Below are 26,050 nucleotides of genomic sequence, written 5' to 3'. Positions count from 1 at the left end.
AGGATATGACGTACCCACATACATTACTTTCTTTTTTGAAAGAATGTTTGATAAACTGCACATATTGTACATATTGCAGTTAAAACAATAGTTACATCCATAATTAATCAAATTTTGGAAACTCTGGAGAAGAACAATCCGTAGCCAAACATTTTGCTTCTTCTCCATTTTTCATTTTTATTAAACATTTCACTATACCCATACATTTTGTATTTATCTTATATATATATCCGTAAATTTTTATTTATGGAAACAATTTTATCACGTTTGAAAAAAAAATATGTTTTATCACAAGTAATTCAACCGCTGTATAACCCTTCTTAAATTAATTGTTTAAATCTATATTTTCACTCATGATTTAGAAAGGACAAAAAAATCACTTGATTAAAACATCCTTTTACCAGTGTTTATCCATATCCGAAGGATAAATTTTGACAAACTTATCTTGATTGATAAAATTATTTACTGACACAATTATTTCCTTCGGAAAAAAAATATATAACACTAATACAGGTTGTTACATGCAATATGATGAGTTTCTACATCTAAAAACAGACTTTTATTTTGGCACTTTTTTACATAAAAAATCCCTTGAGATGTCTCAAGGGATTCATATCTTTAATTTTTATGTAGGAAGATCTATTTTTTGTCCGATTTGGATATGCATTTTCAACGGCAGAATGCACTTTACAGCGTGTTTTTTGAAGTAAAATCATTTATTTAAAACTGTACTCTTTTAATATCAATAACTTAACTTTAGAAAAATGGTATATAATAATGATTATGTAAAGTGAGATTTATTTGTTTTTCTTATAATTTATTGTATTTTAGTACAAACGCTAAATTACTATGAATAAACACATTAAAGAAATCACTCTAATTAGTGGATGTATTACATCTCTACTATTTTCTTATGGATGCTCTGAAGAATTATTTGTGGACGAACAAAATAGGAACGAAAAAGAATTAATTGTAAAAGAACGAACTTCTACTCGAATTGAAAAATTGAGTAGTTTACCAGAGTTTAATTCTTTTTTAAATGAAAATATTATTCAAAATAAATTTTCAAAATCCGCTAAAAAAACTTCTCTTGATGGAGAGAAGAATGTATTTGTCGTAGAAAAAAATGGAACTACTTCTTATAGTATCATTTTTTACAATGAATATGGTTTTGATATTTTAGTTTACAATAAAGGAGAAAAAGAATCTTCTATGATTGTTAAATTTATCCCTGACAGTAAAACTAAAAATAATTCATTCGAAGATTTTACTGGTCTTGTAAAATATTTTACTTTAAAAGGTACTTTATTAGGAGAAAATAGATTTGAAAATGCTAAACCTATAACAACTCCTACTAATCCTCAAAAATCAAATAAAGGTAGTAGTAATTGTTCTTCTACCACTATAACTATAGCTTTCCCTTGTAATTCAGGAAAACATTACCCTGGAGAATCATGTGATTTGAGTGGTTCAGAGAGAGCTTATTATGAATACTATACTTACACGAATTGCTATGTAGACGAATTTCCTTATCCTGACGGAGGCGGTGGAGGATTTGGAAACCCTGGTGATGGACCAGGACCAGGAGGAGGTGGTGGCGGTTTTTCTGAATTTGCTTTTGCTATTTTTCTAAACACTAATACAGATCTATCTCAAAAATACATGACATTATCTGATGATAAAAAACAATACATAGAATATGTTTATAACTCTCAAGGAGAATATTTAACTCAATTTGCTATTAATTTATTATCTTCCAACTCTTCTATTGAATTATATCAGTTTGTTAAATGGGTAGATTGGTATAAAGAGTATAAATTAAGTAATACAAATGTGGAAAGTTACTTTATGCAAAATCCACAGGATTTACAAATTTTATTTGCTTTAGGAGCAGATTTCTTTACTCAAAACCCTAATATTAGTTGGGATTATTTAGAAAATTGGTTTTTCAATGGTAATAATCTTAATTCTTCAGTAATGAATGAATATTTACAAGACTTAAAAAATCCTGACATCGTAAAACCTACTAAGAGATTTAAAAATAACACAAAAATAAATGGTATTTACAATCAAGCGAAAACAGCCTCTAATTTCAAACAATACTTAAAAAACTTTGAGCCTACATTTTCTGTTGCTCACCTCCTATTTGATATTGGTGAAACAACTCAAGGAAATTATGCTGTAACTTCTGTACCTAAAGACTACTGGATTAAGATAACTTTTAATCAAAGCGTAGATTGGAACAATACTCCCAAAATCATTATAGCAGACACTTTTATGCACGAAATGATTCATGCCGAAATTTTCAGAAAACTTTTATCTATAGGTTCAACTAATGGAAACATTGATGTTAATAAAATTACACAATATTTAAATACCCATAATTATCCTGGCTTATTTGATTATTATGTAGAAAGAACAGTAGGTGGAGAAAACTGGCAACATGAAGCAATGGGAGCTCATTATGTTAACATAATGGTTAATTTTCTAAAGCAATTGTATAATAATAAATATACAGATGTAGAGTATAAAACAGTCGTATGGATGGGGTTAAAAGGTACAATAGCTTGGAATTCTTTATCACAAACAGAAAGAACTTTATATGAAACAACATGGAACGAAAAATATTGGACATGGGAACTTTAAGTAGAATATTACTATTAGTAACATTTTTATTTTATTTTGATAATATAAATGCCCAAATAATAAACATAGAAAAGGGAGATTCTATTGAGTTAATTAAAAAAAATGAACTAAAAGATAATAATACCATCTTTTACAAAAATGAATATACATTAATCATTTATAATAAAGAGCATATTGAATACAATAAAAAAAATGGTTTTTCTTATAAAACATTTGCTGGAGGAAGAAAATATTGTGATGAATGTAAAAAAGAAAAATATGTTTTTAGTCTAAAAAAAATTAACTCTAATGAAATACCTAAATTAAATAAACTTGAAATATTTAATCAAAATTATCTTTTTAAAAATCTTAAAAAGTATCAATTTTCCTATGGATATTTTTGTGTAAACAATATCTATTACGAAAATTTAGGTATGCCAATTGAATAAAACAATAAAAATATCTATAACACCTTTTATGTAAAATAGACAACCTCAAAAATTTGAGGTCGTCTATTTTTTCTTCTATTTTGTCTACTTTTCTAAAAAGATTATTACTGTCGTTTGGATTTTTATTTGCCCATTTTTTGAATTTTTGCATAAAAAGAGTATCATTCTCTGATAAAATGCGATGTTGATTATTTCAATTCATTGTAAAACTCATTTCTAATCTTCGCTTTCGCTTGAAACCCAAACTTAAAAGCAAAAAACAAAGCTGCTAACCCAATTACAGAAAAAACAACCGAATACAATGTAACATTAAACCCTATATAAGAATCATCTAAAGCCTTTCCTTTTTCATCAATACGATTGGTAATAATATGAACATGAGTTGCTTTCTTTTAAAAAGATGCCGACAGTAGTCTCTCAATGATTCAACTAACTAAGTTATTTCCATAAAGTTGGCAACTCGATTTGCTCAAACGAAATGGTTGTAAAAATCAATGGTTTTCTATCCATGCAAATGATAAGAAAGTTAGAGTGAGAAGTTATTCATATTAGTGTGGTAACAACGATTAGTATATTATTAATTCTTGAAAACTTCTTACGATCTGGAGATTTAGTTAAAACTTATGACTGTACTCATAAGTATCGTTTCTTTTGAGTAAGTAGTTTTGCAAGCAAATTTTAATTTTTATTATGCTTACAGATCAACATAAAGAAATCATTTTAGCAACTGTCCCTTTATTAAGAGAAAGTGGTGTTGCTCTAACTAAACATTTTTATAATCGAATGTTTACTCACCATCCAGAATTAAAAAACCTGTTTAACATGGGAAATCAAAATTCAGGAAAACAGCAAACAGCTTTGGCTATGGCTGTATTGGCTTATGCTGAAAATATTGCGAATCCAGTTGTATTAATGCCAGTTGTAGATATGATTGGACACAAACATACAAGTTTAAATATTCAACCCGAACAATACGATATTGTAGGAACACATTTATTGGCTTCTATTAAAGAAGTTTTACAAGATGCTGCAACCAATGAAGTGCTTGAAGCATGGAGATTAGCGTATAACCAATTGGCTAATTTGATGATTGGTCATGAACAGAAAATGTATGAAAGTAAAAAAGAAGAAGCTGGTAACTGGCTAGGATGGCGCACATTTATTGTGAAAAGTAAGGTTGAAGAATCTGCCGAAATTACTTCGTTTTACTTAAAACCAAAAGATGGAAAAGCTCTTCCAAAACATTTAGCAGGACAATATTTAAGTATCAAAATATTTTTACCTGAAATGAATCTTGAACAAATACGTCAATATAGTATTTCTTGTGCTCCAAATGATGAATACTTTCGTATTTCTGTGAAACGTGAAAAAGGTACGAATATCGCAGTAAATGGAATGATTAGTAACTATTTACATGATTACATTTTTGAAGGTGACGAATTGGAATTGAGCGCTCCTACAGGAAACTTCGTGTTACAAGAAACGAAAAACAAGAAGATATTTATTAGTGGAGGAATCGGTCAAACTCCTTTATTGTCTATGTTAGAAACTTTTGATTTAAACGAAAAAGTACAACATGATGTCGTTTGGATACACGCATGTCGCAATAAAGAAGTGCATGCATTTGCAGATAAAATAAAACTTATTCAAAACAACCATCCTAATGTAAGTAAATATCAATTTTACGATTATATAGAAGAGTCTATTGCAGATTCAAGTGTTTTGAAAGGCCATATTGACTTTAAAAAGATTGAAGACTGGAAGTTTGATAAAGATTCTGAATATTATGTGTGTGGACCACGCCCTTTTATTAAAAAAATGATTGAAGAACTAGAAATAAATCAAGTCAATAAAGAACAAATTTTCTTTGAAGAATTTGGACCAAAATCGTTATAATCAATAATTAAAATATGGAGAAGCAATGCTTCTCCTTTTACATGTATGAATTTTAAAAATCATGTATCAAAAAAAAACTATCGATGGGTTAAATGGAGTAGAATAGTTCTTTGTTCTATTTTAGTCGGAGTTTCTGTAGGTTTGCTTACCTTAATGTTTAAAAATTTAGTAGAACAATATGAGTATTTACTTTTAGATAAAGCAAAAAAAAATAATTTATTCTTTGTTATTTTTCCATTTATAGGATTAACATTGATTTATTTTTTGCGCCAGTTTGTTTTTAATAAAAAGAAAAATAAAGGTATTACTGAAGTATTGGAAGCTCTACGCTCTCAAAAAAAGATTCCTTCTTATAAAGTTTTTTCACATTTTTTTAATGGATTTCTTACCGTTATTTTTGGAGGAACAACAGGAATCGAAGTTTCCACTGTTGTTGCTACAGCTACTTTGGATGATATGGCTTCCCGAAAAGATGTCATTTTCAAAAAATATCGTAAAGAATTTATGGGAGCTGCAATTGCGAGCGGGGTCACTATTTTATTTTGTAGTCCGTTGGCAGGAATCTTCTTTTCCTATGAAACGATAGGGAAACAAAAAAGCAACGTTTTTTGGTTTACACACATTCTTAGTGTTACATTTTCAACTATTATTCTATTTTTGATGAATGCTCATCCTTTGATAGATCTTAGTCAGCGTGTAAAAGAATGGCATTATGAAGCAATACCATTTTTCATTATTTTATGTGGTTCAACAAGTATTTATGGTGTATACATGACGCGAATAGTCACCTATTCAAAGCGTATTTTATTATTTGAAAACCAACCCATACTTCAATTACTAATAGGTTCTATATTGTTGGGAATCGTTTTATATTTTTTACCCGAATTATATGGGTCTGGTTATCATACTATTGCTGAGTTAACCAAAGAAACAAATTATGTTGTAGAATTTGCTCTACTTGCATTATTTCTTGTAATTATAAAGCCGTTTACAACTGGATTTACTTTAAAACTGGGAGGTGACGGCGGTGTTTTTGCTCCGAGTATTTTTGCAGGTGCATGCTTGGGTTTGCTTGTAGGTGTTTTAACTAAAGTATATTTTATGCCTGATGTAATTGTTTTGAACTTTATAATATTGGGTGTAGCATTTACAGTAGCTGCGACTTTACATGCTCCATTTACAGCCATATTTTTAACTTTCGGAATTTTTAATTCTTACGTTTTATGGTTCCCGATTGTTGTATTAACTTTTATTAGTTATCTTTTATCAAAAAAAATATATCCTTATACTGTTTATACATTAATATTAAAAAATGACAAATAATTTTGATAAATTAATAGAGGAAGTTCGTGCATGTAAAGTCTGCGAACCTTTTTTGCCATTAGGTGCAAATCCTATTGTACAAGCAAATCCTATGTCTAAAATTGCTATTATTGGGCAAGCTCCAGGTTTAAGAGTTCATGAGACAGGTGTACCTTGGAACGATGCAAGCGGAAATGAATTGCGTAAATGGTTAAATGTAACAGTAGATCAATTTTATAATCCCGAACTTTTTGCATTATTACCCATAGGATTTTGTTATCCGGGAAAAGGGAAATCTGGAGATTTACCTCCAAGAAAAGAATGTGCACCTCTATGGCATACTAGTTTATTAGATGAAATGAAAGAAATACAGCTGATTTTATTAATTGGTCAGTATTCCCAAAAATATTATTTGAAGAATAAAATGAACAAAAATATTACTGAAAACATTTTAAATTTTAACGATTATTTGCCTGATTATTTTCCTTTGCCTCATCCGTCACCACGAAATTTTATTTGGATGAATAAAAACCCATGGTTCAAAGAAAATGTGTTACCTGAATTAAAAAATAGAGTTAAAAATATTTTATAAATAAGTACTTTTGGGTATATTGATTATTTAATTTATGCTATGATTAATCAAGATTTATTAATCCAATTTGGAGGAGAAATTAGAAATCTAAAAAGAGGAGAAATTATTTTTGAAATTGGACATTTTCCTATTTATTATTATCAAATAATAGAAGGTAAAGTTAAAATGAATAATTTTTCTGAAGAAGGTAAAGAATTTATACAGAATTTTTTTATTAAAGGTCAAAGTTTTGGAGAACCTCCTTTATTTATTGATGAGCCATACCCTGCTAATGCGATAGCGGTGACGAATGGAAAAATAATACAAATTTCTAAAGTATCATTCTACAAACTATTGCATTCGCGTCCAGAAGTATCTTTAGAAGTTAACAAGAGTTTAGCACGTCGTTTGTACTATAAGTCAATTATGGCCCCCGAAATATCGTCGCAAAATCCAGAAAGAAGATTGGTAAAACTATTCGATTATTTGCGTAGTCATAACCAAAATAATGAACCAGAATATTTAATTGATTTATCTCGTCAACAGCTGGGGGATTTAACAGGATTGAGAGTGGAAACTGTCATACGAACAATTAAACTCTTAGAAAAAAAAGGAGAACTTGAAATAAGAGGTGGTAAAGTAATTTTAATTGCTAAAGACTAAAATTTTCAATGATATAAAAAGCTGCCCAAGCCATAAATATTATAATAAAAACCCAAACCCAAATTGGTATTGTTCGTGGATTTTCGCTTCCTTTTATAATAAAACTTTGGTTTTTTCCTGTATCATAAGCATTAATCATTAATGGCAATACTCCATTCACTTTTTCATTATCAGAAAGCCCTTCTATATGAAGTATTGGCCCATTAGAAACGGTAAAACGAATAATTTTTAACCCTTCTTTTTGGTCAAACTTGCTTACTATTTTTAATAAATGTTCTCCATCCGTCAATTTAGTTGTATCTAACTTGAACGTAACTGGTGGAACCAATTCTGCAATAGGTTTTTCTTCTTTGTCAATGTACAAGTACACAGTTATATTTTTTTCTGACATAATCCCTTTTTTATTAAAATTTTAAAACAATATTTTTGATATGTTTTTTATCTTTTTCGCCAGGTTTAATAAGAAATTTAAACGAATAAAATAATGTATATAATGTAATTATAGTAATCAAGATCACAATGAACCAATTCCAATTTGATTCGGGACCAGTTCCATGTGTAAAATCTTGCGTAATTTTTGGTTGTTGAAGTTTACAGGCATCACATGCTTTTGCATAGCTATATAAACCTAACAATAATATTGTTTTATATTTTGTCTGTTTCATTTTATTTTATTTAATTTTGTCCATGATAGCTTTCACTTCTTCTACTGTTACTTTTTTTCCATTATTTCCCCAGCTTGCTTTCTCATAATTTATAATTGCAGTAACATCTTCTGGTGTAAAATGTGCATTTTCTCCTACAGCTGGCATAGAAGCATATTCTGGTCTTGGATCGTAACCTTTCATGATAATCGTAATATAAAGTTCTAAATTTTCTCCTAAAACAATTGGGCTTCCTTTTAATGGTGGAAATGCTCCAGGTAAACCTTCTCCATTTGTTTGATGACAAGTTGCACAGTTTGTTCCAAATAGTGCTTCTCCGTCAGGAAGATTTGAATCGGTTGAATTTCCTTCAGATTTTTTTTCTTTTTTATATAAAAATTTCACAGGCTCAACATCTTCTGTAAGTTTTACTTGTTGTAGACTGAAGAGATAAGCTACTAAATCTTTTGCTTCTCTTGAAGGAACAATTTTTCCTTTAATTCCTATTCTAAATTCATCTGGAACATTTACTTCTATCTCTCCTTCGTCCAAATAATCTTTTACATTAAATAACCATTTATAAGAAGGCATTACAGATTCTGGTACAACAGATCTTGGATTATATAAATGTGAATATTGCCATTCTAAACTTGGTTGCTTACGACCAATATTAGTTAAATCAGGTCCTGTTCTCTCTGTTCCCATTAGTGTTGCTGTATTCTGAAAAAAGCTAATACGTTTATTTCGTGCATAATCTGCAGCAATACTTGGTCTTTCTCCAAAAACCTGATCCATATCTACATTTCTGATCTGTTGTGTATGACAAGCTACACAACCTTCTCTTATATAAATTTGCTTACCACGAACTTCCTCTTCTGTAGAGACATTACTTCCTGGCAAAGGACGATTTATTTTCTGATTATTAAGTGCAGGTAGAATACAAATAATCAATGTTAGAAAAAGAAAAAATGCCAATGCGGAAAGAAAAAGCTTTTTATGATTATTAAAAAAATCCATTATAATGTTGTTTTTTCTATATTAATAATATCTAAAAGTTCAGCTGGTGATTGCGGTATTTTTATTTCCTTTTTTGGTTTTAACATTCTATAAAAGTTATAAGCGAAAATAAAATGAGATATCCACATCATTGTACCTCCTATAGCCCTCCATAACCAATAGGGCATCATTAAAATTATACCTTCAAGAAACGGTTTTTTATCCATCCATAAAATTCCTTTTTCTGTAGATCCTATCATCAACGAAACAGTATAAACAAGTAAACCTATTAATGCAAACCAAAAATGTAAACCAACAGTAATACTTGGTGGTTCATGAGAAGTAAGTCTCGGTACAAGTGTATAAGTAAATGACCATAACATAAATGTGATAATACCATACATAGTTAAATGAGAATGAGCAACAGTGAAGTCGGTAAAATGCCAAACAAGATTAGTTACCCGAAATGCTTCTACAGTTCCTTGCATTGAACCAGTGAAATAGAAAATAATTGAAACGACATAAAATGGTAGTACATAACTTAATTTTAATCTGTACCAAGAACCTCGAATAGTCATCATAAAATTAATGCTTCCTGCAGCTACAGGTATTATCATACCTACGCTCGCTACAATTGCAATAGTTTGCATCCACCATGGAATAGCACTAAATATAAAGTGATGAGTTCCAATTAGAGTGTAAAATAAGATTTGAGTCCAAAAAGCAAGTATACTTAGACTATATGAGTACACTGGGCTATTAAGTTCTTGTGGAAGGAAAAAATACATTAATCCAAGATTAAAAAACATGAACCACATACCAACACCTTGATGCATAAAATAACCTTGTGTAATGGTTTCACCTAATCCATCTTGCCAAAACGGAAGATAAGCAACAAGTAATATGACAACAACAAACATCATTGCAGATACTATATACCAATTCGAGACATAAATTTCTTCTGTTTTTCTTGATGATATTGTTTGGATATGATTATAAATACTGATAATAATTCCTATTGCAAAAAGAAGCATAACTGGCCAAACATATTCTCTGTATTCTCCACCGCTATTATTTATCCCAACCATTAAACAAATACTTCCTAATAAAACAGCTGAATTCATTAAAATTAGTGAAGTATAAGCTATTTTTAAGCTAAAGATTTTTGTATTACCTACTCTTGGAATAACATAATACGAAAAACCGACCATAGCAACAGATGCCCAACCCCAGAAAACAATATTCGTATGTACGGGTCTTAATCGACCAAAGCTTAACCAACTAACATGATCAGCATCAGGTGCGACAAATTTTATTCCCAAATACTCTCCTACGGTTGTTCCTATAATAAGCCATAAAATACCACATCCTAAGAACCAAAGTATAAGTTTTTTTTCGTTGTTAGGAATAACTATATTTTTTCTTTCTTTTCGTTTGGTTTGTAAAAAACGAATATCATGTATTTCATTTGTTTGATCTACTAATCCACGTGGATCTTCAACAGAATTATTTAATGAAAGTTCGTTTCCTATTAGTTTAAACTCAAGTTCTATCTTTCGTTTTTCAAGAGCAGCCACTTCTCCTGGTTGAAGATTCTTTAAATCTTCATAGATTTTTTTTAATTCTTTTTTTCTTAACACATTTGATATAATGCTATTGATTTTAATTAAAATAAGAATCAAAGCAAAAAATACAGGAATAAAGAAAAACAAGATAGTCAATTGAAGACCAGGTTCATTTAATAAATTATCCATTATAGTTCTGTTTATATAATTTTGATTTTCTAATTTACATAGGATAGCGTAACAAGACTTATGCGTGTGGTCATAGGTGTGTTAAATAATTGTACTTGTGTCTTTTACAGAAATTATTTATTTAATATTCATCTTATGAAAAGAAGGAAGCCTTATGGAAGAATTATTATTAAATAGAAAAATAGAAGAGTCTTATCGTAGAAAATATTAACCAATAAATTAAAATTTAATTTCTGAAAATTTAATTCTCAATACTTATATCTACTTTTTACAATACTTTAATTTGCATCAAGATTTCTCGAAGGTCATATGAATTCATTTGAAAAATAATAAGAATAAAAAGAGAAAGGAAGTTTTACATTTTAAATTTAAAATCGTAATATTGCGATGTAATAAAAAGAGAAATGGGAATTACTAAAACAGAGATGTTTACAGAAGAACAAAATAGATTAGCCGTGCTGTTTAAGGTTTTGGGACATCCGGCTCGTATTGCTATTTTACAACATATTATCAATCAAAAAGCGTGTATTTGTAACGATTTGGTAGATGAATTGGGCTTAGCACAAGCAACTATTTCTCAGCATTTAAAAGAATTAAAAAATATAGGAATTATACAAGGTTCTATAGAAGGAAAGTCTGTTTGTTATTGTATTGAAGAAAAAGTATGGAATGAGATACAAAACGAATTAGTCACTTTCTTTAATCAAGAGGTGAAAGTTAAACAATGCTGTTAAAGGCATTTTTTTTTAATCTATATACATCGTAATATTACGATGAATAAAAAAGAAAATAAATTTAAAATTCAATTCATATGACACTTGAACAAATTAAAGAAATATTGCCAAATTTAGACAATGTTGAATTTCAATTAGAAGATGGAACATTTGTACCAGAACATTTCCATGTAACAGAAGTAGGGCAAATTACTAAAAATTTTATTGATTGTGGAGGAACAATACGAAACGAGAAAGCTGTGAATTTCCAACTATGGAATGCCGACGATTATGAACATCGCTTAAAACCAAATAAATTGCTTCATATCATCGAGCTTTCTGAAAAACAGTTGGGAATCGAGAACAGTGAAATAGAGGTAGAGTATCAAGCTGAAACAATTGGGAAATATGATTTAGAATTCAATGGTAAAAACTTTGTCTTAAAAAACAAACAAACAGCTTGTTTAGCAGAGGATGCATGTGGTATTCCAAATCAAAAACCAAAAGTGAAATTATCAGAGATTCAATCGTCTTGTTGCACACCAAATTCAGGATGTTGTTAAAATTCTAACTAAACAATGTATTCAATACTAAAAGAAAACATAATCAAGTTTCAAAATTTTGATCGAATATCTACCGACAGAAAGGCTGTTTTGCAGCCTTTGGTAGATTATATTCAACAGAAAATAAATGATAATCAAGCTGTAAATCTCAACTTTATTTGTACACACAATTCACGTCGAAGTCATTTTTCACAAGTTTGGGCACAGGTTTCTGCTTCGTTTTACAACATACAAAATGTATATTGTTATTCAGGTGGAACAGAAGAAACGGCGCTATTCCCGAAAGTAGTGGAAACATTAAGGAATCAAGGTTTTACTATTTTCAAAATTGAAGAAAGTACAAATCCGATTTATTCCATTAAGTTTGATGAAAATACACTTCCAATTATAGGCTTTTCAAAGAAATATGATCATCCATTCAATCCTAGAACATTCGCAGCTATTATGACTTGTTCGCAAGCAGATGGAGATTGTCCGTTTATTGCAGGAGCTGAAAAAAGAATACCGATAACATTTGAAGATCCTAAAGTTTCAGACCATACAGCAGAGCAATCAAAAGTGTATGCAGAAAGAAGTTTGCAGATAGCAACAGAAATGTTTTACGTTTTTTCTCGAGTTATATCACCCGATAATCGCTTTTTACCTGCTTCTAAAAATTCTTTATTCCACTTATAAAATTGAGATTGACTTATACTATATTTTCTACAAAGTTGGGCTATGGAGTTTCTGCTCGTTAAGCTTCCATTACAATTAAAATTTGTTCTTTGACTTCTTTTGCAAACTCAACACCATTACCATCAGGTAATTTTACATCACATAAAATAACTTCAGGAGTAAGTGTTTTAATTTTTTTTATCCCTGATTTTAAATTTTCTGCTTGATGTATTTCAAAACCTTCTAATTCGAGCTAGGAGTGTTCTGATTTTTGTTTTATCGTCTATGATTAAAATTGAATGCATTCTTATTACTTGTGAACAATGAAGGTATTATTTTATGCATATAGCTTTTATAAACTCATTATTTTTTTCTTCTTCAAACTTTTTCAAGAATTCCAAAAATATATCGAATGTGGGATTGAGTAACTTTTGAATCCATTGAAAGGAATTTGATTATTTACTATGTTTTTTATAAATCAATCGTCCGTTCTATTTTTATTTGTTCCAAAAATGCTTCGTCGTGTGATACAACGATTAGCGTTCCTTGATATTCGTTTATAGCTTTTGTCAAAATTTCAATGTTCTGAATATCCAAATTATTGGTAGGTTCGTCCAAAATAATAATGTCAGGAGCTTTACTGTTTATTGTTAAACAACAAAGTAATAAACGCATTCTTTCACCACCACTCAACATTAAGCAAGGTTTCTCTCAGTCGTCTTTTGAAAATAAAAATCGGTTTAAACGAATCTTGATTTCATGTTCTTGTAATGCTGAGGTATTGAATTGTTGTGCTTGCTCATAAACTTTTAGTTTATTATTAAGTAACGAATAATCTTGGTCAATGTAAATGGATTTATTTTCTGCTCGATAAATTGTTCCTTTTTGCGGTTTTATCTTACCTAAAATAAGCTTTATCAACGTGGTTTTCCCTGAACCGTTTTTTCCTTTTAATGCAATGCGTTCGCGACTTGTAATCTCAAAATTTAAGTTGTTTTTCCAAATCAGTTTATCGTTATAACTAAAGTTAACGTTAGTTGCGGTAAATAAAACTTTTCCTTTATGTAAGTCTGAATGATCAAAACCAAATTTCATTTTATCTAAAGGAGATAAAGAGGAGCGAAGCGTTTGTAAATCTTGAGAAATTCCATTAATTTTTTCTGCATGAACACCTTTTAATTTTGATGTACTATTTTCGGCATTATTTCGCAAAGTGTTCATCATTATTCGAGCAACACCTGATTTTTCTTGTTTACTTTTTCCACGATTATCCAATTTTTGTTGTCGTTCTAAAGTATCTCGTTCTTTCTCTTTGGCTTTCCGCAATGCTTTTTCTTTGCTTTGAATATCTTGATTCAAGGCATTGTTTTCAATCTGTTTTTGAGCTTTATAAAAGTCGTAATTTCCACCATAAACTTTAATCCCGTGTTTACTTAACTCATAAACACTATTTAGAAGGTTTAGAAGTTTTCTGTCATGGCTTACGATGATTAACGTGCTTTTTGTATCGAGAACTAGATCGTATAAAAGTTGACGGCTTACATTATCGAGATGATTGCTAGGTTCATCCAATAAAATTAATTCGGGCTGATGAATGGAAATTCCAGCTAAAAAAACCTTTGTTTTTTGTCCACCACTTAGAGTTTCCATTTTTTTGGATAAGTCTAAATTATTGAGTTGCCAATAACTTAATGCTTCATTGCAACGGTCTTCGATTGTCCAATCATCATCGAGTGAATTGAAATTATCTTCACTTGTGTTTCCGTTTAAAATTTCGTGCAATGCACTTAATTTATCTTCAATTTTCAGTACTTGAGCTATTGTTAACTGATCGAATTGTCCGAAAATTTGTGGAACATAATAAGGTTCGGTTTCAATGTTTATTATTCCGTTTGATGATTGACTTTTTTTGGCGATAATTTTCAATAAAGTAGATTTTCCTACTCCGTTATTACCAATTAAAGCAATTTTTTCTTGATTTTGTACTGTTAAATTAATGTCGCTAAACAGTATATCCTTGTTTGGATGTTGATATGAAATATTTTGTAAAGTAAGCATAATTCCTTTCTTTAGAAGTGAAACAATACAGCAACCGTTTTGAGGTTGTTGTTCTGATTTGTCTGAAAGAAATTATTTTTTACATTGTATCTTACTTAAATTTTGATTCTGCGAATATACGAAGTTTATTTAATTAATAAGAAATCAGAGGGAAGCTAAAGATTAGCTACATAGGAACATTAAATACTGATAAAATTTTACTTCTTTATACTCAACGCGCCTGAAGGACATTGGTGAACTTGTTTGATAAGTTCATCACTACTTGCATTTTCTGGTTTTAGCCAAGGTTTTTCTTTCGGATTATATACATTTGGAAGTAGTTTTACGCAAATACCTGCATGTTGACATAATTCAGGCTTCCAGATTATAGTAATTTCTCCGTTGGTATATTCGTGTTGGTTCATTTTGATATTTTTAGATGAATTGAAGTTACTTAAAAATTTTCAATATTCAACGTTAAAATAATTTTAGTTCCAATATTTTGCTTACTCTCAATTCGCATTTTAATATCAGACATTTTAGCTAATTGTGTTGCAATATTTAGTCCTAATCCAGAACCAGAAATATGGAGTGTTGAATCATTTTTAATTCGGAAAAATCGTTCTTGAACAAATTTTAAATCTTCTTGATTCATTCCAATTCCATTGTCTTCAAAAATCAATTCATAGCAATCATTTTCGATGTTAGAAAGAATTGTGATTTGACCTTTTAAGTTCGAATATTTTATGGCATTTGATAAAATGTTATCTATAATAATCTCAAAAAATTCTTGGAAATTATCAATTTCATAAGCTTGAAGTTGTTCCGTATCGACAGAAATTTGTTTTTCTTGTAACAAAACATCAAAACGTTCAATTGATTTTAAAACTTCTGATTTTAGTTCAAATAATGAAGTTTTTAGCTCCAAACTATTATTTTCGACACGAGAAAGCAATAAAAATTGTTCCACCAAACGATCCAAACGATTCACTTGTTTCAATGTGTAATCTATTTTTTCATTATATTGTTCAGGCGTACGTTCGCGTCGAATCAAAATTTCCAATGTTCCTTTTATAATTGCTAAAGGTGTTCGAAGTTCATGTGAAGCGTCAGCCGAAAACTGTTTAGCTTTTAAAATTTGAAACTCTAATCGATCTAACAGTGAATTTATTGTCGCTGAAAGTTGAAATAATTCATCTTTATTTTTAGGTAATTGAATACGTTCTGAAAGATTATTTTCTGTGATAGACTGCGCTGTATGAATCACATTGAAAACAGGTTTAATCGATTTAGCAGCAATAAAACGAGCTAAAAGAAACGTCAATAAAACCGAAATAGGAAAGATAATAAGTAAGGCAGTTTTCAAATAATCTAGCGCTAATTGATTGTGTTTTGTTGAAACGCCGACGACCAAATATCCCACAACTTCGCCGTGATGAATCAATTTTGCTTGAGAAATTAATAACTGAATTGAATTGTATTCAGCGTAAAAAGGCTTATTTTCTGGTTCTTCATTGTTCCAATCCAATTGATTTTGCACCATATTTGGAGAGCTCTCAATTAATTTGAAATTTTTATTATAAATCGAGATAAAAACAGGATTCAGTGCAATGTCTGTATGTTCAACTTCTTCCCATTCACGTGGTTGAACAAAGTTCTCTAATGTTGGTTCGTGTAAAACATAATCAACGTGACTGTTAATTTCTTCCTCCAACGTTTCGTACATTGTTTTGTTAATTCCCCTATTTACAACAAAGAAAATTAACCCAAAAATAATGAGTAAAACAGCAGAAAATAAAATGCTGTAAAAGGTTGCAATTCTATTTTTTACAGATAATTTTTTAAACATCGTTTGTTATATAACCCACGCCACGAATAGTATGTAAGCGCGGATCGTCTTTTTTTAGATTTAATTTTTTACGAATCGCGTTAATAAAAACATCAATTACACTTGTATCGTATTCAAAGTGAATGTCCCAAACGTTTTCAATGATTTCTTTGCGTGTACAAATTCGGTTTTTATTTTTGAAAAGGTAAGCTAAAAGTTGAAATTCTTTTAATGTTAATTCAACTAAATTATTGTCTAAAAAAGTCTGATGTGTTTCTGGATTGATTGAAATATTTCCGAAATTAAAAAGATTATTCGATTCATTTTGACGAAGATAAACGTTTATTCGTGCTACCAATTCATTAAAATCAAATGGTTTTTTGATGTAGTCATTTGCACCAGCATTCAAACCTTCAATCGTTTCTTGAACTGTATCTTTCGCTGTAATGAAAATAATGGGTGTTTTTTGGTTCATATTTTCAGAATTTCGGATTGCTTTACAAACGTCTAATCCAGAAATATTTAACATCATCCAATCCAATAAAATAACATCAAATTTCTCGTTATTTATTTTCACTAAAGCATCTTCGCCTCTTAAACAGTGCGTTGGCGATAAATTTTCTTCTTCTAAACCTTGAAGCATAAAATTAGCAATTCCCAATTCATCTTCAACAATTAAAACTTTTGGTTTGTTCATTTTCTAATTCGGAATAATAACATTCAAAGCATTCGGAACAATCGAAACTTCAATAGAATTTTGGTTAAAAATAACAGCTTCACCATCAACTTGAGCAATTGTTTTTGGTTGTTTGGAATTGAATTTTACTGAATTGACTTGCAATACTTTTGCTTGCTTCATTTTTTCAATTCGTTTTCCTAAAACATTAGCCGAAAACTGAATTTGTTGTATAAAATTAAGCTTTTTTACTGCAAGAAAGTCTAATTTTCCATCATTTAATTTTGCATTGGGTGAAAATGTGATGCCGTAACCCGCTTCGTTAGAGTTAGAGCAGAACACAAAATAAAAATCATCATCTAATGTATGTTGATCATCTAATTCGATGCTAAATTTTTTCGGTTGAAAGTTAAAAATCGCTTTTGTACTGGCAGTTACATATCCCAAAAAGTTTCTGGTTTTGGTTTGAGCATAATTGTTAATCACATCTGCATCAATTCCCAATCCCATATTGCTAAAAAAGTAATTTTCGTTGATTTTTCCTGCATCAATTTTATTGATTTTTGCATTCAAAATCGTTTCAAAAGCTTTTTCGGTGGTTTTAGGGATATGCAAATTAGCCGCTAATCCATTTCCTGAACCAATCGGAATAATTCCCAAAGCAACATTGCTACCAACCAAGGCTTGTGCGACTTCGTTTATCGTTCCGTCGCCACCACAAGCTACTATTATATCAGGATTTTTTGTCAGAACTTGATTTGTAATTTCAGTTGCGTGACCAATATTTTCAGTTAAAAATGTTTCGAATTCAACATTTTTTTGACTAAAATAGTGTTGAATTTCAGTTTCAATCATTCGTCCTTTTCCCTTTCCAGCAATAGGATTGATGATAAAAATGATTTTATTTTTCATTTAATAAATGATTGCTAAATAAATAATCGGCTGTTTGATAATTAGATATGATAGAACGCTCGAAAATAGGATCAACCTTTGTATCAATTAAATTTTTGTCAATCCATTTGTATTGATTGATTTTCTTTTGATCAGATAAAATCGAAACATCTTCGCCTTTTTTCATTCCCAATTTAATATACGTACCAACAAAAGAACGCGATTTGTATTGCGGATCAAAAATATCTTTTCCATAAAATTGAGATGTATATTTCCAATTGAACAACGAAAATAACGTTGGGAAAATATCAATTTGAGAAACTTCTTTTGTGACATTTTCGTTTGCGTGCGATTTTAAATTATAGATAAATGCCGGAATGTGATGGTTTTTTACATCAATTGCATCTTTGCCCGCGCTACTTGCACAGTGATCGGCAATAAACACAAAAACGGTATTGCTGAACCAAGGTTTTGTTTTCGCTTTTGCAATTAAATCTCCAATTGCATAATCGGCATATTTTACAGCTCCAGGACGACCAGTTCCAGACGGAATATCAATTTTTCCATCTTCGTACGTATAAGGTTTGTGGTTAGAAGTTGACATGACAAAAGCAAAAAATGGTTGTTTTGTTTTGTATTTTTCATCGGCAACTTTGATCACTTTTCTGTAAATATCATCATCGGCAATTCCCCAAGCATTCTCAAAAGTAACTTCATCATCATTAATATTGTATCGATTGGTATTGATTTTATCACTCAAAACGCTACCACGACCGCGATCGTAAATGTCAAAACCATTTCCACCATAAAACGCATTCATATTATCAAAATATCCATCGCCACCATAAAAAAACATATTGTGGTATCCTTTTGCTTTGAAAACATTCGAAATAGTATATAAATTTTGATTATCAACACGCTTCACAATACTATTTCCAGGTGTAGGAGGAATTGATAATGTAACAGCTTCCATTCCACGAACAGTACGCGTTCCGTTGGCAAACATATTCGAAAAATAGATGCTGTTATTCGCTATATCGTTGAGGTTTGGAGTGATTGATTTTCCGTTGAATTGCTCTTGCAAAAATGAAGCGCTCATACTTTCCATTAACACAAAAATCACATTTGGTTTTTGTTCTGCTTGTGACGGATTACTCGCTAAAATTGTTCTTCGTATTGGATTTTTGAATTGTTGATCGAAAACAGTTTTCGAATCTTGCAATTCAGATTTCATCACTGCAAAAGCATCTTCAATCGGAATAGATTTATAATGTTCGTCGTATTTTAAATGATTATTTCGGAAAGCAGAAAAGAAAGAAAAAATTCCGGCTTTAGAAACTTCGTTGTTGTATCGATTTTCTGAAGTTGAACTACTATCATTATTTAAAAGAAACAATGAGCTAACCGCAAGTAGTAAATTGAACACAAAAACGCCAATTTTTTGACTTGTTTTTGGTTTGTTATGGAATGTGTTGTAAAAGAAATAACCTTTTTTTGTTGCGAAAATTGTCAAGCCTGTAATCAACACAATTCCGCCAATTAAAACTGGTAAAGGATATGATTCTTGAATATTTTTGACAACTTCGTAGGTATAAATTAAATAATCGACCGCAATAAAATTGAATCGGCTTTTGAATTCGTCCCAAAATGTAACTTCGGCAAAAAATGTAAAATAAATGATTACCAAATACAATGTATAAACGAAATACACGAAAGTTCGATCAAATAATGAATTGACGAATTTGTTTGGTAAAATCATAAAATAAAATGATAAGAATAACGTGAAACAGCTTACAACGCTAATGTCGTACACCAATCCATAAAAAATAGTGTGCAATAACGAGCCAATATTCCAATCGAAATCACTTTTTACCCAAATTGCAAAAATTAGGCGTAGAATAAATGAAATTAGAATAAATAACGAACTGAAAAATAGTAAAATACTGTAACGTCCTTTTAAATTATTTGTAAACATTTTGTTTTTGAATTATTGTTCAAATATCTTGATATTTAATAGATTATTAACATGGAAAAGTGAATCTTAAGCGAATCTTAAGTTTGCGATTCTTGAATGAAAGATAGAAACTGAAAACGTTAATAATTCGTGAAAAAATGGTTTTGATTAGAAATAGTTGTAAATTTGTAATTGGTTTATAAAGTAGGTAGAATGGAAGAGATATTAATCAATGAAAAAGAAGAAAAGTTTTTAACATATTGGGAGAAAAGATTCTCTACAATTTTTAAAGACAATACAAGTTGGACAACTTTGTTTATGACAGTTAACAAAGCTACTTTTCCAGATTCATTAAATATAGAAACGTTTTGCAAAAAGTTTATGCAAGATTTCAATATGAAATTATCATATAAATATGATGAATCAGACAACGAATACGATTTGACAATTACAAGATAATTACGGAAAACGAAAAATCCTTATCAATTTTGATAAGGATTTTTTTGTTGTAAAAAGGGACATTTGATTGATAATCATGCTTAAATTTTAAGAAAAATATTTAACCAAAAAATTAAATAAAATATTGTTGATTTAGATTTGATTTTACTAATTAAAATGTTTAATTTTGCAGTTCACTTTTAAAGGTGATTTAGTTTTTAAAGTTTACAACATTTGTATAGCTCATAATAAGGTTGAGCGTCTCTACGGCAGACCATAAAAAATTGCCACTACAAATGAATTTTTTTTCTACAAAATGAGTCTTGAACCACTCTCGTTAGAAAATAGTTTGTTTGTTGATGTAGATGATACAAATGGTTTAAACACATTAAACCAAATAGTACAGCAAACAATACAATGAACCACAGACTTTTCATTCAGAAGAAATCAAATTTTGACGTTATCAGTCAGAAGACTACAATAGAACTCAAAAACCTTGTACCTACAATTGTGTGCAAGGTTTTTGTTATTTATGATCTATTTAATATAGAAGAAAGCCAATTACAAGAGGTTCAAAATAAGGTGTTTGTCGATCCTGTGACAGACGTTGTTTTCAAATACGTAGAAGATGCAGTTAACGAAAGCATTCCTTATTCTAAAAATTATTTTGCAACCGAATTTTTACCAGGTCAATATAATCAACGCGATGATTCTTCGGAACAATGTTTAGTGTTGATGAATGTTGAAAATGTAACCGTAAAATCTGGTTTACTATATGTTTTCAATGATGATTTGTCTGTGGAAGATTTAAAGAAAGTAAAAGATTACTTAATCAATCCAATTGAGTCGCGCGAGAAAGATCTTTCAAAAATGGAAATTCCAGCTAATCCAGAAGCTACAGAAGTTCCAATTATTGAAGGTTTTATTTCTGCTGACGAAAATAAACTACAAGACATTTACAACCAATTTGGATTATCGTTAGAGATGGATGATTTAGTTTTTATTCAAGACTATTTCAAATCAATCAATCGTAATCCAACCGAAACTGAGTTAAAAGTTTTAGATACTTATTGGTCTGATCACTGTCGTCATACAACTTTTGAGACGGAGATTACAGATGTTCAATTTAATTCTAAATTTAACGAAACACTTCAAAAAACATTCGATTATTACCAACAAGTTCGTCAAGAATTAGGAATAACTAAACCAATTCGTTTGATGGATTTAGCAACTGTGATGGGAAAATATCTTTCTCGTACAGGAGTTGTGAAAAATATTGATGTTTCTGAAGAAATTAACGCATGTTCTATTGTCGTTCCAATCGATGTAGATGGTGTTGAAGAAGAATGGTTATTACAATTCAAAAACGAAACACATAATCACCCAACAGAAGTGGAACCATTTGGTGGAGCTTCGACATGTGTTGGTGGAGCAATACGCGACCCTTTGAGTGGACGTTCTTACGTTTTCCAAGCGATGCGTATTACAGGAGCTGCAAATCCTTTAGAAAAAATTGAAGATACGTTACCAGGTAAATTACCACAACGTAAAATCTCTAAAGAAGCAGCAAACGGATACAGTTCTTATGGAAATCAAATTGGTTTAGCGACAACTTTTGTGAAAGAAATTTATGACGAAGGGTACAAAGCAAAACGCATGGAAGTTGGTTTTGTGGCTGGAGCTGTAAAAAAAGAATATGTTCGTCGTGAAGAACCAGTTGCAGGTGACCGAATTATTTTATTAGGAGGAGCAACAGGTCGTGATGGAGTAGGAGGAGCTTCTGGTTCATCTAAAACACACGATGGTCTTAAATTAGACGATTTATCAGCAGAAGTTCAAAAAGGAAATGCAATTGTTGAACGTAAAATTCAACGTTTATTCCGTAATCCAGATGTTTTAGCATTAATCAAAAAATGTAATGACTTTGGAGCAGGAGGTGTTTCTGTTGCAATTGGTGAAATTGCACGCGGAATTAATGTTAATTTAGATTTAGTTCCATTGAAATATGCTGGATTAAACGGAACAGAATTAGCGATTTCTGAATCTCAGGAACGTATGGCTGTTGCGGTTGAGGCTAAAGATGTGGAAACATTTATCTCATTAGCAAAAGAAGAAAATCTTGATGCGACTTGTGTTGCTGAGGTAACGGGAGATGATACAATGACTTTGGTTTGGAAAGGAACAAAAATTGTTGAATTAGACCGTAAATTTTTAGATACAAATGGCGTTCGTAAACAAGCTAAAATCGAAGTTACGGACGAAGAATATACAAATCCTTTTGAGAATAAAGCCTTCAATAAAGAAGCGTTTATTGCAATGATGCAAGAGTTAAATCATGCGTCGCAAAAAGGTATGGTAGAAATGTTTGACAATAACGTTGGACGTTCTACTATTTTGAATGCTTTTGGTGGACAAACAATGGATACACCAGAAGATGTTTCGGTACAAAAATTCCCAACAGACGGATTTACAAATGCAGTTTCTATTGCTTCATTTGGTTACAATCCTACAATTTCTCGTTGGTCAAATTATCACGGAGCTTATTTTGCGGTAATTGATTCGATGACAAAAATTGTTGCTGCTGGTGGAAATTACGCTGATATTCGTTTAACTTTTCAAGAATATTTTGAAAAATTACGTGATGAAGCTACGCGTTGGGGAAAACCATTTGCGGCTTTATTAGGAACGATTGAAGCACAAAAACAGTTCGGAATTCCTGCAATTGGAGGTAAAGATTCGATGTCTGGTTCTTACCAAGATATTGATGTTCCGCCAACGTTGATTTCTTTTGCAGTTGCGCCTTCTTTGGCTGAAAAAATTGTACAAGGAACTTTAGTTGAAAAGAATTCTAAACTTTCAGTTTTTATTCCAACATTAACAGAAGATTATTTAATCGACGAAGCAAATACAAAAGCTATTTTTGATTTTATCGGAACAATTAATGCTGATGTAAAATCAATGATGACGGTTAAATTTGGTGGAATTGCAGAAACTGTAGCGAATATGGCTTTTGGTAATGAAATCGGATTTGAAATCAAAACTGATTTAGATGTAGCAAAATATTATCCAGCTTCGATTGTAATTGAACATTCAGATGATTTAAATATTCCTGCTGAAATCGCTCAAAATTATCATGTTTTAGGTCAGACAAATGATTCAACTTCGTTCAACTTTAATGGAGAAGAAATTAATTTGATTGAATTAAAACAACAATGGAAAGAAACATTCAATTCATTGTTTCCATATAAATCAACTACTGAAACTGTTGTTGAGGAAAAAGATTTAAAAGCAGAACAAATTTGTTTTGCCTTCGCCGATCATAAAGTAGAAAACCCAAAAGTTTTCATTCCAATTTTCCCAGGAACAAATTCAGAATATGATTCAGCAAAAGCGTTCCGTAGAGAAGGAGCAATCGTTTCGACTTTGCCTTTCCGTAATTTAACACAACAAGATGTTGAAGAATCAGTTGATGCTTTTGTAAATGAAATCAATCAAGCCAATATTTTCTTTGTACCAGGAGGTTTTTCAGCTGCTGATGAGCCAGATGGATCAGGTAAATTTATTGCAACGGTTTTACGCAATGAGAAAATCAAAAATGCAATTCACAATTTATTAGAGCGCGATGGTTTGGTTTTAGGAATCTGTAATGGTTTTCAAGCATTGATTAAATCAGGATTATTGCCTTATGGACGTATTCAAGATTTAGAAGAAGATACACCAACATTAACGTTCAATGAAATTGGTCGTCACATTACACAATTAGCGAAAGTGAGAGTGAATAAATCGCACTCACCTTGGTTAAAAGGAATGGAAGGTCAAGAATTCTGGATTCCATTTTCGCATGGAGAAGGTCGTTTCGTAGCAAATGAGGTTGAATTAGAAAAGTTAATTGATAAAGGACAAATCGCAACTCAGTTTGTAGATTTGGATGGAAAATTAGCTGGAAAAATGCCTTATAATCCAAATGGATCTACGTTTGCGGTAGAAGGAATTGTATCGCCTTGTGGAAAAGTTTACGGACGAATGGGACATCCAGAGCGTTACGAAGAAGGATTATTCAAGAACATTCCAGGAAATGGATATATGAATATCTTCAAAAATGCGGTGGAGTATTTTAGAGGGTAGATTATAGATATGAGATATTAGAAGTTAGATATGAGAAAATTTAACTTCTAAAAATTAAATAAAAAATGTCATTTAGAGTTTGTTGAGGAATCTAAAAAGATTTTTCATTACGCCAAGGCTTCATTCAGAATGACAATTGAAGAATAAAGTTTGAGTCATCCTGAACTTGTTTCAGGAACTCATCTTAAAAAAGTGAGAAGCTGAACTGAATTCAGCTTGACATTGAAAATAAAATAAGGAATTTTGAAGTTAGAAATAAGGTAGAAGAAAAAAAATCTAAATATTAAATATCTAACATCTAAATACTAAAAAAAGAAACAAACAACAAACTAATACCAATTTCGATCCTGAACCAATCGAAATTAATCTCGAAAGTTAACCTTGAACAAGTTAATTTTCAAAACAAACAACAAACACGAAGTGGACTTTTTCATTTCAAACAAAACAAAAAAACGATGTAATGAAGTTAGAAATAAGAAACTAGAAGTTAGATGAATTATAACTTTGAATTTCGAAAATCGAGCTTCGAAAAAACAAACAACAACGATGAGCTTAACAAAAAAAGACTTCATTTACGAAGGGAAAGCAAAACAAGTTTACTCAACAGAGGAAGCAGACAAAGTAATTGTTTATTACAAAGATGACGCAACTGCATTTAATGCACAAAAGCGCGGAACTGTTGAGGACAAAGGAGAAATGAACAACAAAATTTCGACTTTAATTTTCAACTATTTGATTGAAAAAGGAGTTAAAACTCATTTCATCGAGCAGTTGAATGATCGTGAGCAATTGGTGAAAAAAGTATCAATTATTCCAATTGAAATGGTTGTGCGCAACTATGTAGCTGGGTCTATGGCTCAACGTTTAGGATTAGAAGAAGGAGCGAAATCTCCAGTTACAATTTTTGATATCTGTTACAAAAAAGATGAATTAGGAGATCCATTAATCAACGATCATCATGCGGTTTTATTAGGAGCTGCAACATATGATGAGTTAGATGAAATGTACACACAAACAGAAGTAATTAACGAAGCGTTGAAAGAATTGTTCTTAAAAGCTGGATTAATTTTAGCTGATTTTAAAATTGAATTTGGTAAAGATGTTGATGGTAATATCATTTTAGCTGACGAAATTTCTCCAGACACATGTCGTTTATGGGATGTTGAAACAGGAAAAAAATTAGATAAAGACCGTTTTCGTCGTGATTTAGGTGATGTTTCAGAAGCTTATCACGAAGTATATAATCGTTTGACAGAAGTTTTAAAATAAAC

At 30.5% G+C, this 26,050-nt stretch carries 21 protein-coding genes, 3 pseudogenes and 1 riboswitch; of the genes and pseudogenes, 12 read left to right on the top strand and 12 right to left on the bottom strand.

Features of this window, described 5'->3' with window-relative positions:
• Window positions 1–849: 849 nt before the first annotated feature.
• From B3792_RS08860 to B3792_RS08835, 6 genes are all read left to right on the top strand, one after another.
• A complete protein-coding gene (locus B3792_RS08860; protein ID WP_291069393.1) occupies window positions 850–2,646 on the top strand; it encodes a hypothetical protein in 1,797 nt (598 codons plus the stop codon).
• Window positions 2,634–3,074, top strand: a complete 441-nt coding sequence (locus tag B3792_RS08855; protein WP_291050515.1) for a hypothetical protein — start codon at window positions 2,634–2,636, stop codon at window positions 3,072–3,074. Before B3792_RS08860 ends, B3792_RS08855 begins: the two co-directional genes overlap by 13 nt.
• Window positions 3,075–3,749: 675 nt before the next feature.
• Window positions 3,750–4,970 carry an NO-inducible flavohemoprotein gene (gene hmpA, locus B3792_RS08850; protein WP_347881039.1) on the top strand — a complete coding sequence of 407 codons (1,221 nt, stop codon included), beginning with the start codon at window positions 3,750–3,752 and terminating at the stop codon, window positions 4,968–4,970.
• A gap of 45 nt (window positions 4,971–5,015) precedes the next feature.
• On the top strand, window positions 5,016–6,293 hold the full coding sequence (locus B3792_RS08845) for a chloride channel protein (RefSeq protein ID WP_291064681.1): 1,278 nt from the start codon (window positions 5,016–5,018) through the stop codon (window positions 6,291–6,293).
• A complete protein-coding gene (locus B3792_RS08840; RefSeq protein WP_125349005.1) occupies window positions 6,283–6,864 on the top strand; it encodes a uracil-DNA glycosylase family protein in 582 nt (193 codons plus the stop codon). The genes B3792_RS08845 and B3792_RS08840 overlap by 11 nt, the downstream gene beginning before the upstream one ends.
• 39 nt (window positions 6,865–6,903) lie before the next feature.
• A complete protein-coding gene (locus B3792_RS08835; protein ID WP_125349006.1) occupies window positions 6,904–7,506 on the top strand; it encodes a Crp/Fnr family transcriptional regulator in 603 nt (200 codons plus the stop codon).
• Here B3792_RS08835 and B3792_RS08830 read toward each other — a convergent pair.
• From B3792_RS08830 to B3792_RS08815, 4 genes are read right to left on the bottom strand one after another with little or no spacing between them, the layout of a single operon-like run.
• The gene (locus B3792_RS08830; RefSeq protein WP_125349007.1) at window positions 7,496–7,897 is read right to left on the bottom strand and encodes a cytochrome C; all 402 of its coding nucleotides are present in this window, start codon (window positions 7,895–7,897) and stop codon (window positions 7,496–7,498) included. The two genes, B3792_RS08835 and B3792_RS08830, sit on opposite strands and share 11 nt — an antisense overlap.
• 13 nt (window positions 7,898–7,910) lie before the next feature.
• Window positions 7,911–8,171, bottom strand: coding sequence for a hypothetical protein (locus B3792_RS08825; protein WP_125349008.1), 261 nt, complete (start codon window positions 8,169–8,171; stop codon window positions 7,911–7,913).
• 6 nt (window positions 8,172–8,177) lie between these two features.
• Window positions 8,178–9,167, bottom strand: a complete 990-nt coding sequence (locus tag B3792_RS08820) for a cytochrome c (protein WP_125349009.1) — start codon at window positions 9,165–9,167, stop codon at window positions 8,178–8,180.
• Window positions 9,167–10,900: a cbb3-type cytochrome c oxidase subunit I gene (locus B3792_RS08815; RefSeq protein ID WP_291069387.1), complete on the bottom strand. Its 1,734-nt coding sequence runs from the start codon at window positions 10,898–10,900 to the stop codon at window positions 9,167–9,169. Before B3792_RS08815 ends, B3792_RS08820 begins: the two co-directional genes overlap by 1 nt.
• 404 nt (window positions 10,901–11,304) lie before the next feature.
• Here B3792_RS08815 and B3792_RS08810 point away from each other — a divergent pair, with 404 nt between their 5' ends.
• From B3792_RS08810 to B3792_RS08800, 3 genes and pseudogenes are all read left to right on the top strand, one after another.
• Window positions 11,305–11,634 (top strand): ArsR/SmtB family transcription factor, encoded by a 330-nt coding sequence (locus B3792_RS08810; RefSeq protein ID WP_125349011.1) that lies wholly within the window; start codon window positions 11,305–11,307, stop codon window positions 11,632–11,634.
• A gap of 77 nt (window positions 11,635–11,711) precedes the next feature.
• The gene (locus B3792_RS08805; protein ID WP_125349012.1) at window positions 11,712–12,176 is read left to right on the top strand and encodes a DUF6428 family protein; all 465 of its coding nucleotides are present in this window, start codon (window positions 11,712–11,714) and stop codon (window positions 12,174–12,176) included.
• Window positions 12,177–12,191: 15 nt separating this feature from the next.
• Window positions 12,192–12,794 (top strand): annotated as a pseudogene (locus B3792_RS08800) (protein-tyrosine-phosphatase); the annotation flags it as partial.
• Here the strand turns inward: B3792_RS08800 and B3792_RS14125 are convergent.
• The 8 genes and pseudogenes from B3792_RS14125 to B3792_RS08765 all read right to left on the bottom strand — a co-directional run.
• A pseudogene (locus B3792_RS14125) lies at window positions 12,779–12,913 on the bottom strand (IS3 family transposase); the annotation flags it as partial. The pseudogenes B3792_RS08800 and B3792_RS14125 sit on opposite strands and share 16 nt — an antisense overlap.
• Window positions 12,910–13,023, bottom strand: coding sequence for a hypothetical protein (locus B3792_RS14120; protein WP_376741540.1), 114 nt, complete (start codon window positions 13,021–13,023; stop codon window positions 12,910–12,912). The gene B3792_RS14120 and the pseudogene B3792_RS14125, both read right to left, overlap by 4 nt.
• A 278-nt stretch (window positions 13,024–13,301) precedes the next feature.
• A pseudogene (gene abc-f / locus B3792_RS08790) lies at window positions 13,302–14,888 on the bottom strand (ribosomal protection-like ABC-F family protein).
• 197 nt (window positions 14,889–15,085) lie between these two features.
• Window positions 15,086–15,292, bottom strand: coding sequence for a (4Fe-4S)-binding protein (locus tag B3792_RS08785; protein ID WP_180904884.1), 207 nt, complete (start codon window positions 15,290–15,292; stop codon window positions 15,086–15,088).
• A 29-nt stretch (window positions 15,293–15,321) separates the two neighbouring features.
• Complete coding sequence (locus B3792_RS08780) at window positions 15,322–16,716, bottom strand: sensor histidine kinase (protein ID WP_291069385.1); 1,395 nt, start codon at window positions 16,714–16,716, stop codon at window positions 15,322–15,324.
• Window positions 16,709–17,392, bottom strand: a complete 684-nt coding sequence (locus tag B3792_RS08775; RefSeq protein ID WP_291069383.1) for a response regulator transcription factor — start codon at window positions 17,390–17,392, stop codon at window positions 16,709–16,711. The genes B3792_RS08780 and B3792_RS08775 overlap by 8 nt, the downstream gene beginning before the upstream one ends.
• Window positions 17,393–17,395: 3 nt before the next feature.
• A complete protein-coding gene (locus B3792_RS08770) occupies window positions 17,396–18,283 on the bottom strand; it encodes a diacylglycerol/lipid kinase family protein (RefSeq protein WP_291067232.1) in 888 nt (295 codons plus the stop codon).
• Window positions 18,273–20,237, bottom strand: a complete 1,965-nt coding sequence (locus tag B3792_RS08765; RefSeq protein ID WP_291059132.1) for an LTA synthase family protein — start codon at window positions 20,235–20,237, stop codon at window positions 18,273–18,275. Before B3792_RS08765 ends, B3792_RS08770 begins: the two co-directional genes overlap by 11 nt.
• A 192-nt stretch (window positions 20,238–20,429) precedes the next feature.
• Here B3792_RS08765 and B3792_RS08760 point away from each other — a divergent pair, with 192 nt between their 5' ends.
• The 3 genes from B3792_RS08760 to purC all read left to right on the top strand — a co-directional run bounded on the left by B3792_RS08760 (window position 20,430) and on the right by purC (window position 26,048).
• Window positions 20,430–20,675 (top strand): hypothetical protein, encoded by a 246-nt coding sequence (locus tag B3792_RS08760; RefSeq protein WP_038332385.1) that lies wholly within the window; start codon window positions 20,430–20,432, stop codon window positions 20,673–20,675.
• A gap of 193 nt (window positions 20,676–20,868) precedes the next feature.
• Window positions 20,869–20,967: riboswitch (purine riboswitch) on the top strand.
• A 104-nt stretch (window positions 20,968–21,071) separates the two neighbouring features.
• Window positions 21,072–24,779 (top strand): phosphoribosylformylglycinamidine synthase, encoded by a 3,708-nt coding sequence (locus tag B3792_RS08755; RefSeq protein WP_125349019.1) that lies wholly within the window; start codon window positions 21,072–21,074, stop codon window positions 24,777–24,779.
• Between the two features lie 546 nt (window positions 24,780–25,325).
• Window positions 25,326–26,048: a phosphoribosylaminoimidazolesuccinocarboxamide synthase gene (purC, locus tag B3792_RS08750; protein ID WP_038332381.1), complete on the top strand. Its 723-nt coding sequence runs from the start codon at window positions 25,326–25,328 to the stop codon at window positions 26,046–26,048.
• Window positions 26,049–26,050: the final 2 nt, after the last annotated feature.

Origin of the sequence: Empedobacter sp. UBA5924 (assembly GCF_002431085.1) — a bacterium.
GTDB lineage: Bacteria > Bacteroidota > Bacteroidia > Flavobacteriales > Weeksellaceae > Empedobacter > Empedobacter falsenii_B.
The sequence above is the reverse complement of the archived record's forward strand: the minus strand, read 5'-3'. Positions and strand labels throughout refer to the sequence as shown.

Bases quoted from the DNA above. Each gene is read 5' to 3' on its own strand.
- B3792_RS08765 (WP_291059132.1), bottom strand. From the start codon at position 20,237: ATGTTTACAAATAATTTAAAAGGACGTTACAGTATTTTACTATTTTTC.
- B3792_RS08815 (WP_291069387.1), bottom strand. From the start codon at position 10,900: ATGGATAATTTATTAAATGAACCTGGTCTTCAATTGACTATCTTGTTT.
- B3792_RS08775 (WP_291069383.1), bottom strand. From the start codon at position 17,392: ATGAACAAACCAAAAGTTTTAATTGTTGAAGATGAATTGGGAATTGCT.
- B3792_RS08755 (WP_125349019.1), top strand. From the start codon at position 21,072: ATGAACCACAGACTTTTCATTCAGAAGAAATCAAATTTTGACGTTATC.
- B3792_RS08820 (WP_125349009.1), bottom strand. From the start codon at position 9,167: ATGGATTTTTTTAATAATCATAAAAAGCTTTTTCTTTCCGCATTGGCA.
- B3792_RS08825 (WP_125349008.1), bottom strand. From the start codon at position 8,171: ATGAAACAGACAAAATATAAAACAATATTATTGTTAGGTTTATATAGC.
- B3792_RS08780 (WP_291069385.1), bottom strand. From the start codon at position 16,716: ATGTTTAAAAAATTATCTGTAAAAAATAGAATTGCAACCTTTTACAGC.
- B3792_RS08760 (WP_038332385.1), top strand. From the start codon at position 20,430: ATGGAAGAGATATTAATCAATGAAAAAGAAGAAAAGTTTTTAACATAT.
- B3792_RS08845 (WP_291064681.1), top strand. From the start codon at position 5,016: ATGAATTTTAAAAATCATGTATCAAAAAAAAACTATCGATGGGTTAAA.
- B3792_RS08840 (WP_125349005.1), top strand. From the start codon at position 6,283: ATGACAAATAATTTTGATAAATTAATAGAGGAAGTTCGTGCATGTAAA.
- B3792_RS08785 (WP_180904884.1), bottom strand. From the start codon at position 15,292: ATGAACCAACACGAATATACCAACGGAGAAATTACTATAATCTGGAAG.
- purC (WP_038332381.1), top strand. From the start codon at position 25,326: ATGAGCTTAACAAAAAAAGACTTCATTTACGAAGGGAAAGCAAAACAA.
- B3792_RS08830 (WP_125349007.1), bottom strand. From the start codon at position 7,897: ATGTCAGAAAAAAATATAACTGTGTACTTGTACATTGACAAAGAAGAA.
- B3792_RS08860 (WP_291069393.1), top strand. From the start codon at position 850: ATGAATAAACACATTAAAGAAATCACTCTAATTAGTGGATGTATTACA.
- B3792_RS08835 (WP_125349006.1), top strand. From the start codon at position 6,904: ATGATTAATCAAGATTTATTAATCCAATTTGGAGGAGAAATTAGAAAT.
- B3792_RS08770 (WP_291067232.1), bottom strand. From the start codon at position 18,283: ATGAAAAATAAAATCATTTTTATCATCAATCCTATTGCTGGAAAGGGA.
- B3792_RS08855 (WP_291050515.1), top strand. From the start codon at position 2,634: ATGGGAACTTTAAGTAGAATATTACTATTAGTAACATTTTTATTTTAT.
- B3792_RS08810 (WP_125349011.1), top strand. From the start codon at position 11,305: ATGGGAATTACTAAAACAGAGATGTTTACAGAAGAACAAAATAGATTA.
- B3792_RS08805 (WP_125349012.1), top strand. From the start codon at position 11,712: ATGACACTTGAACAAATTAAAGAAATATTGCCAAATTTAGACAATGTT.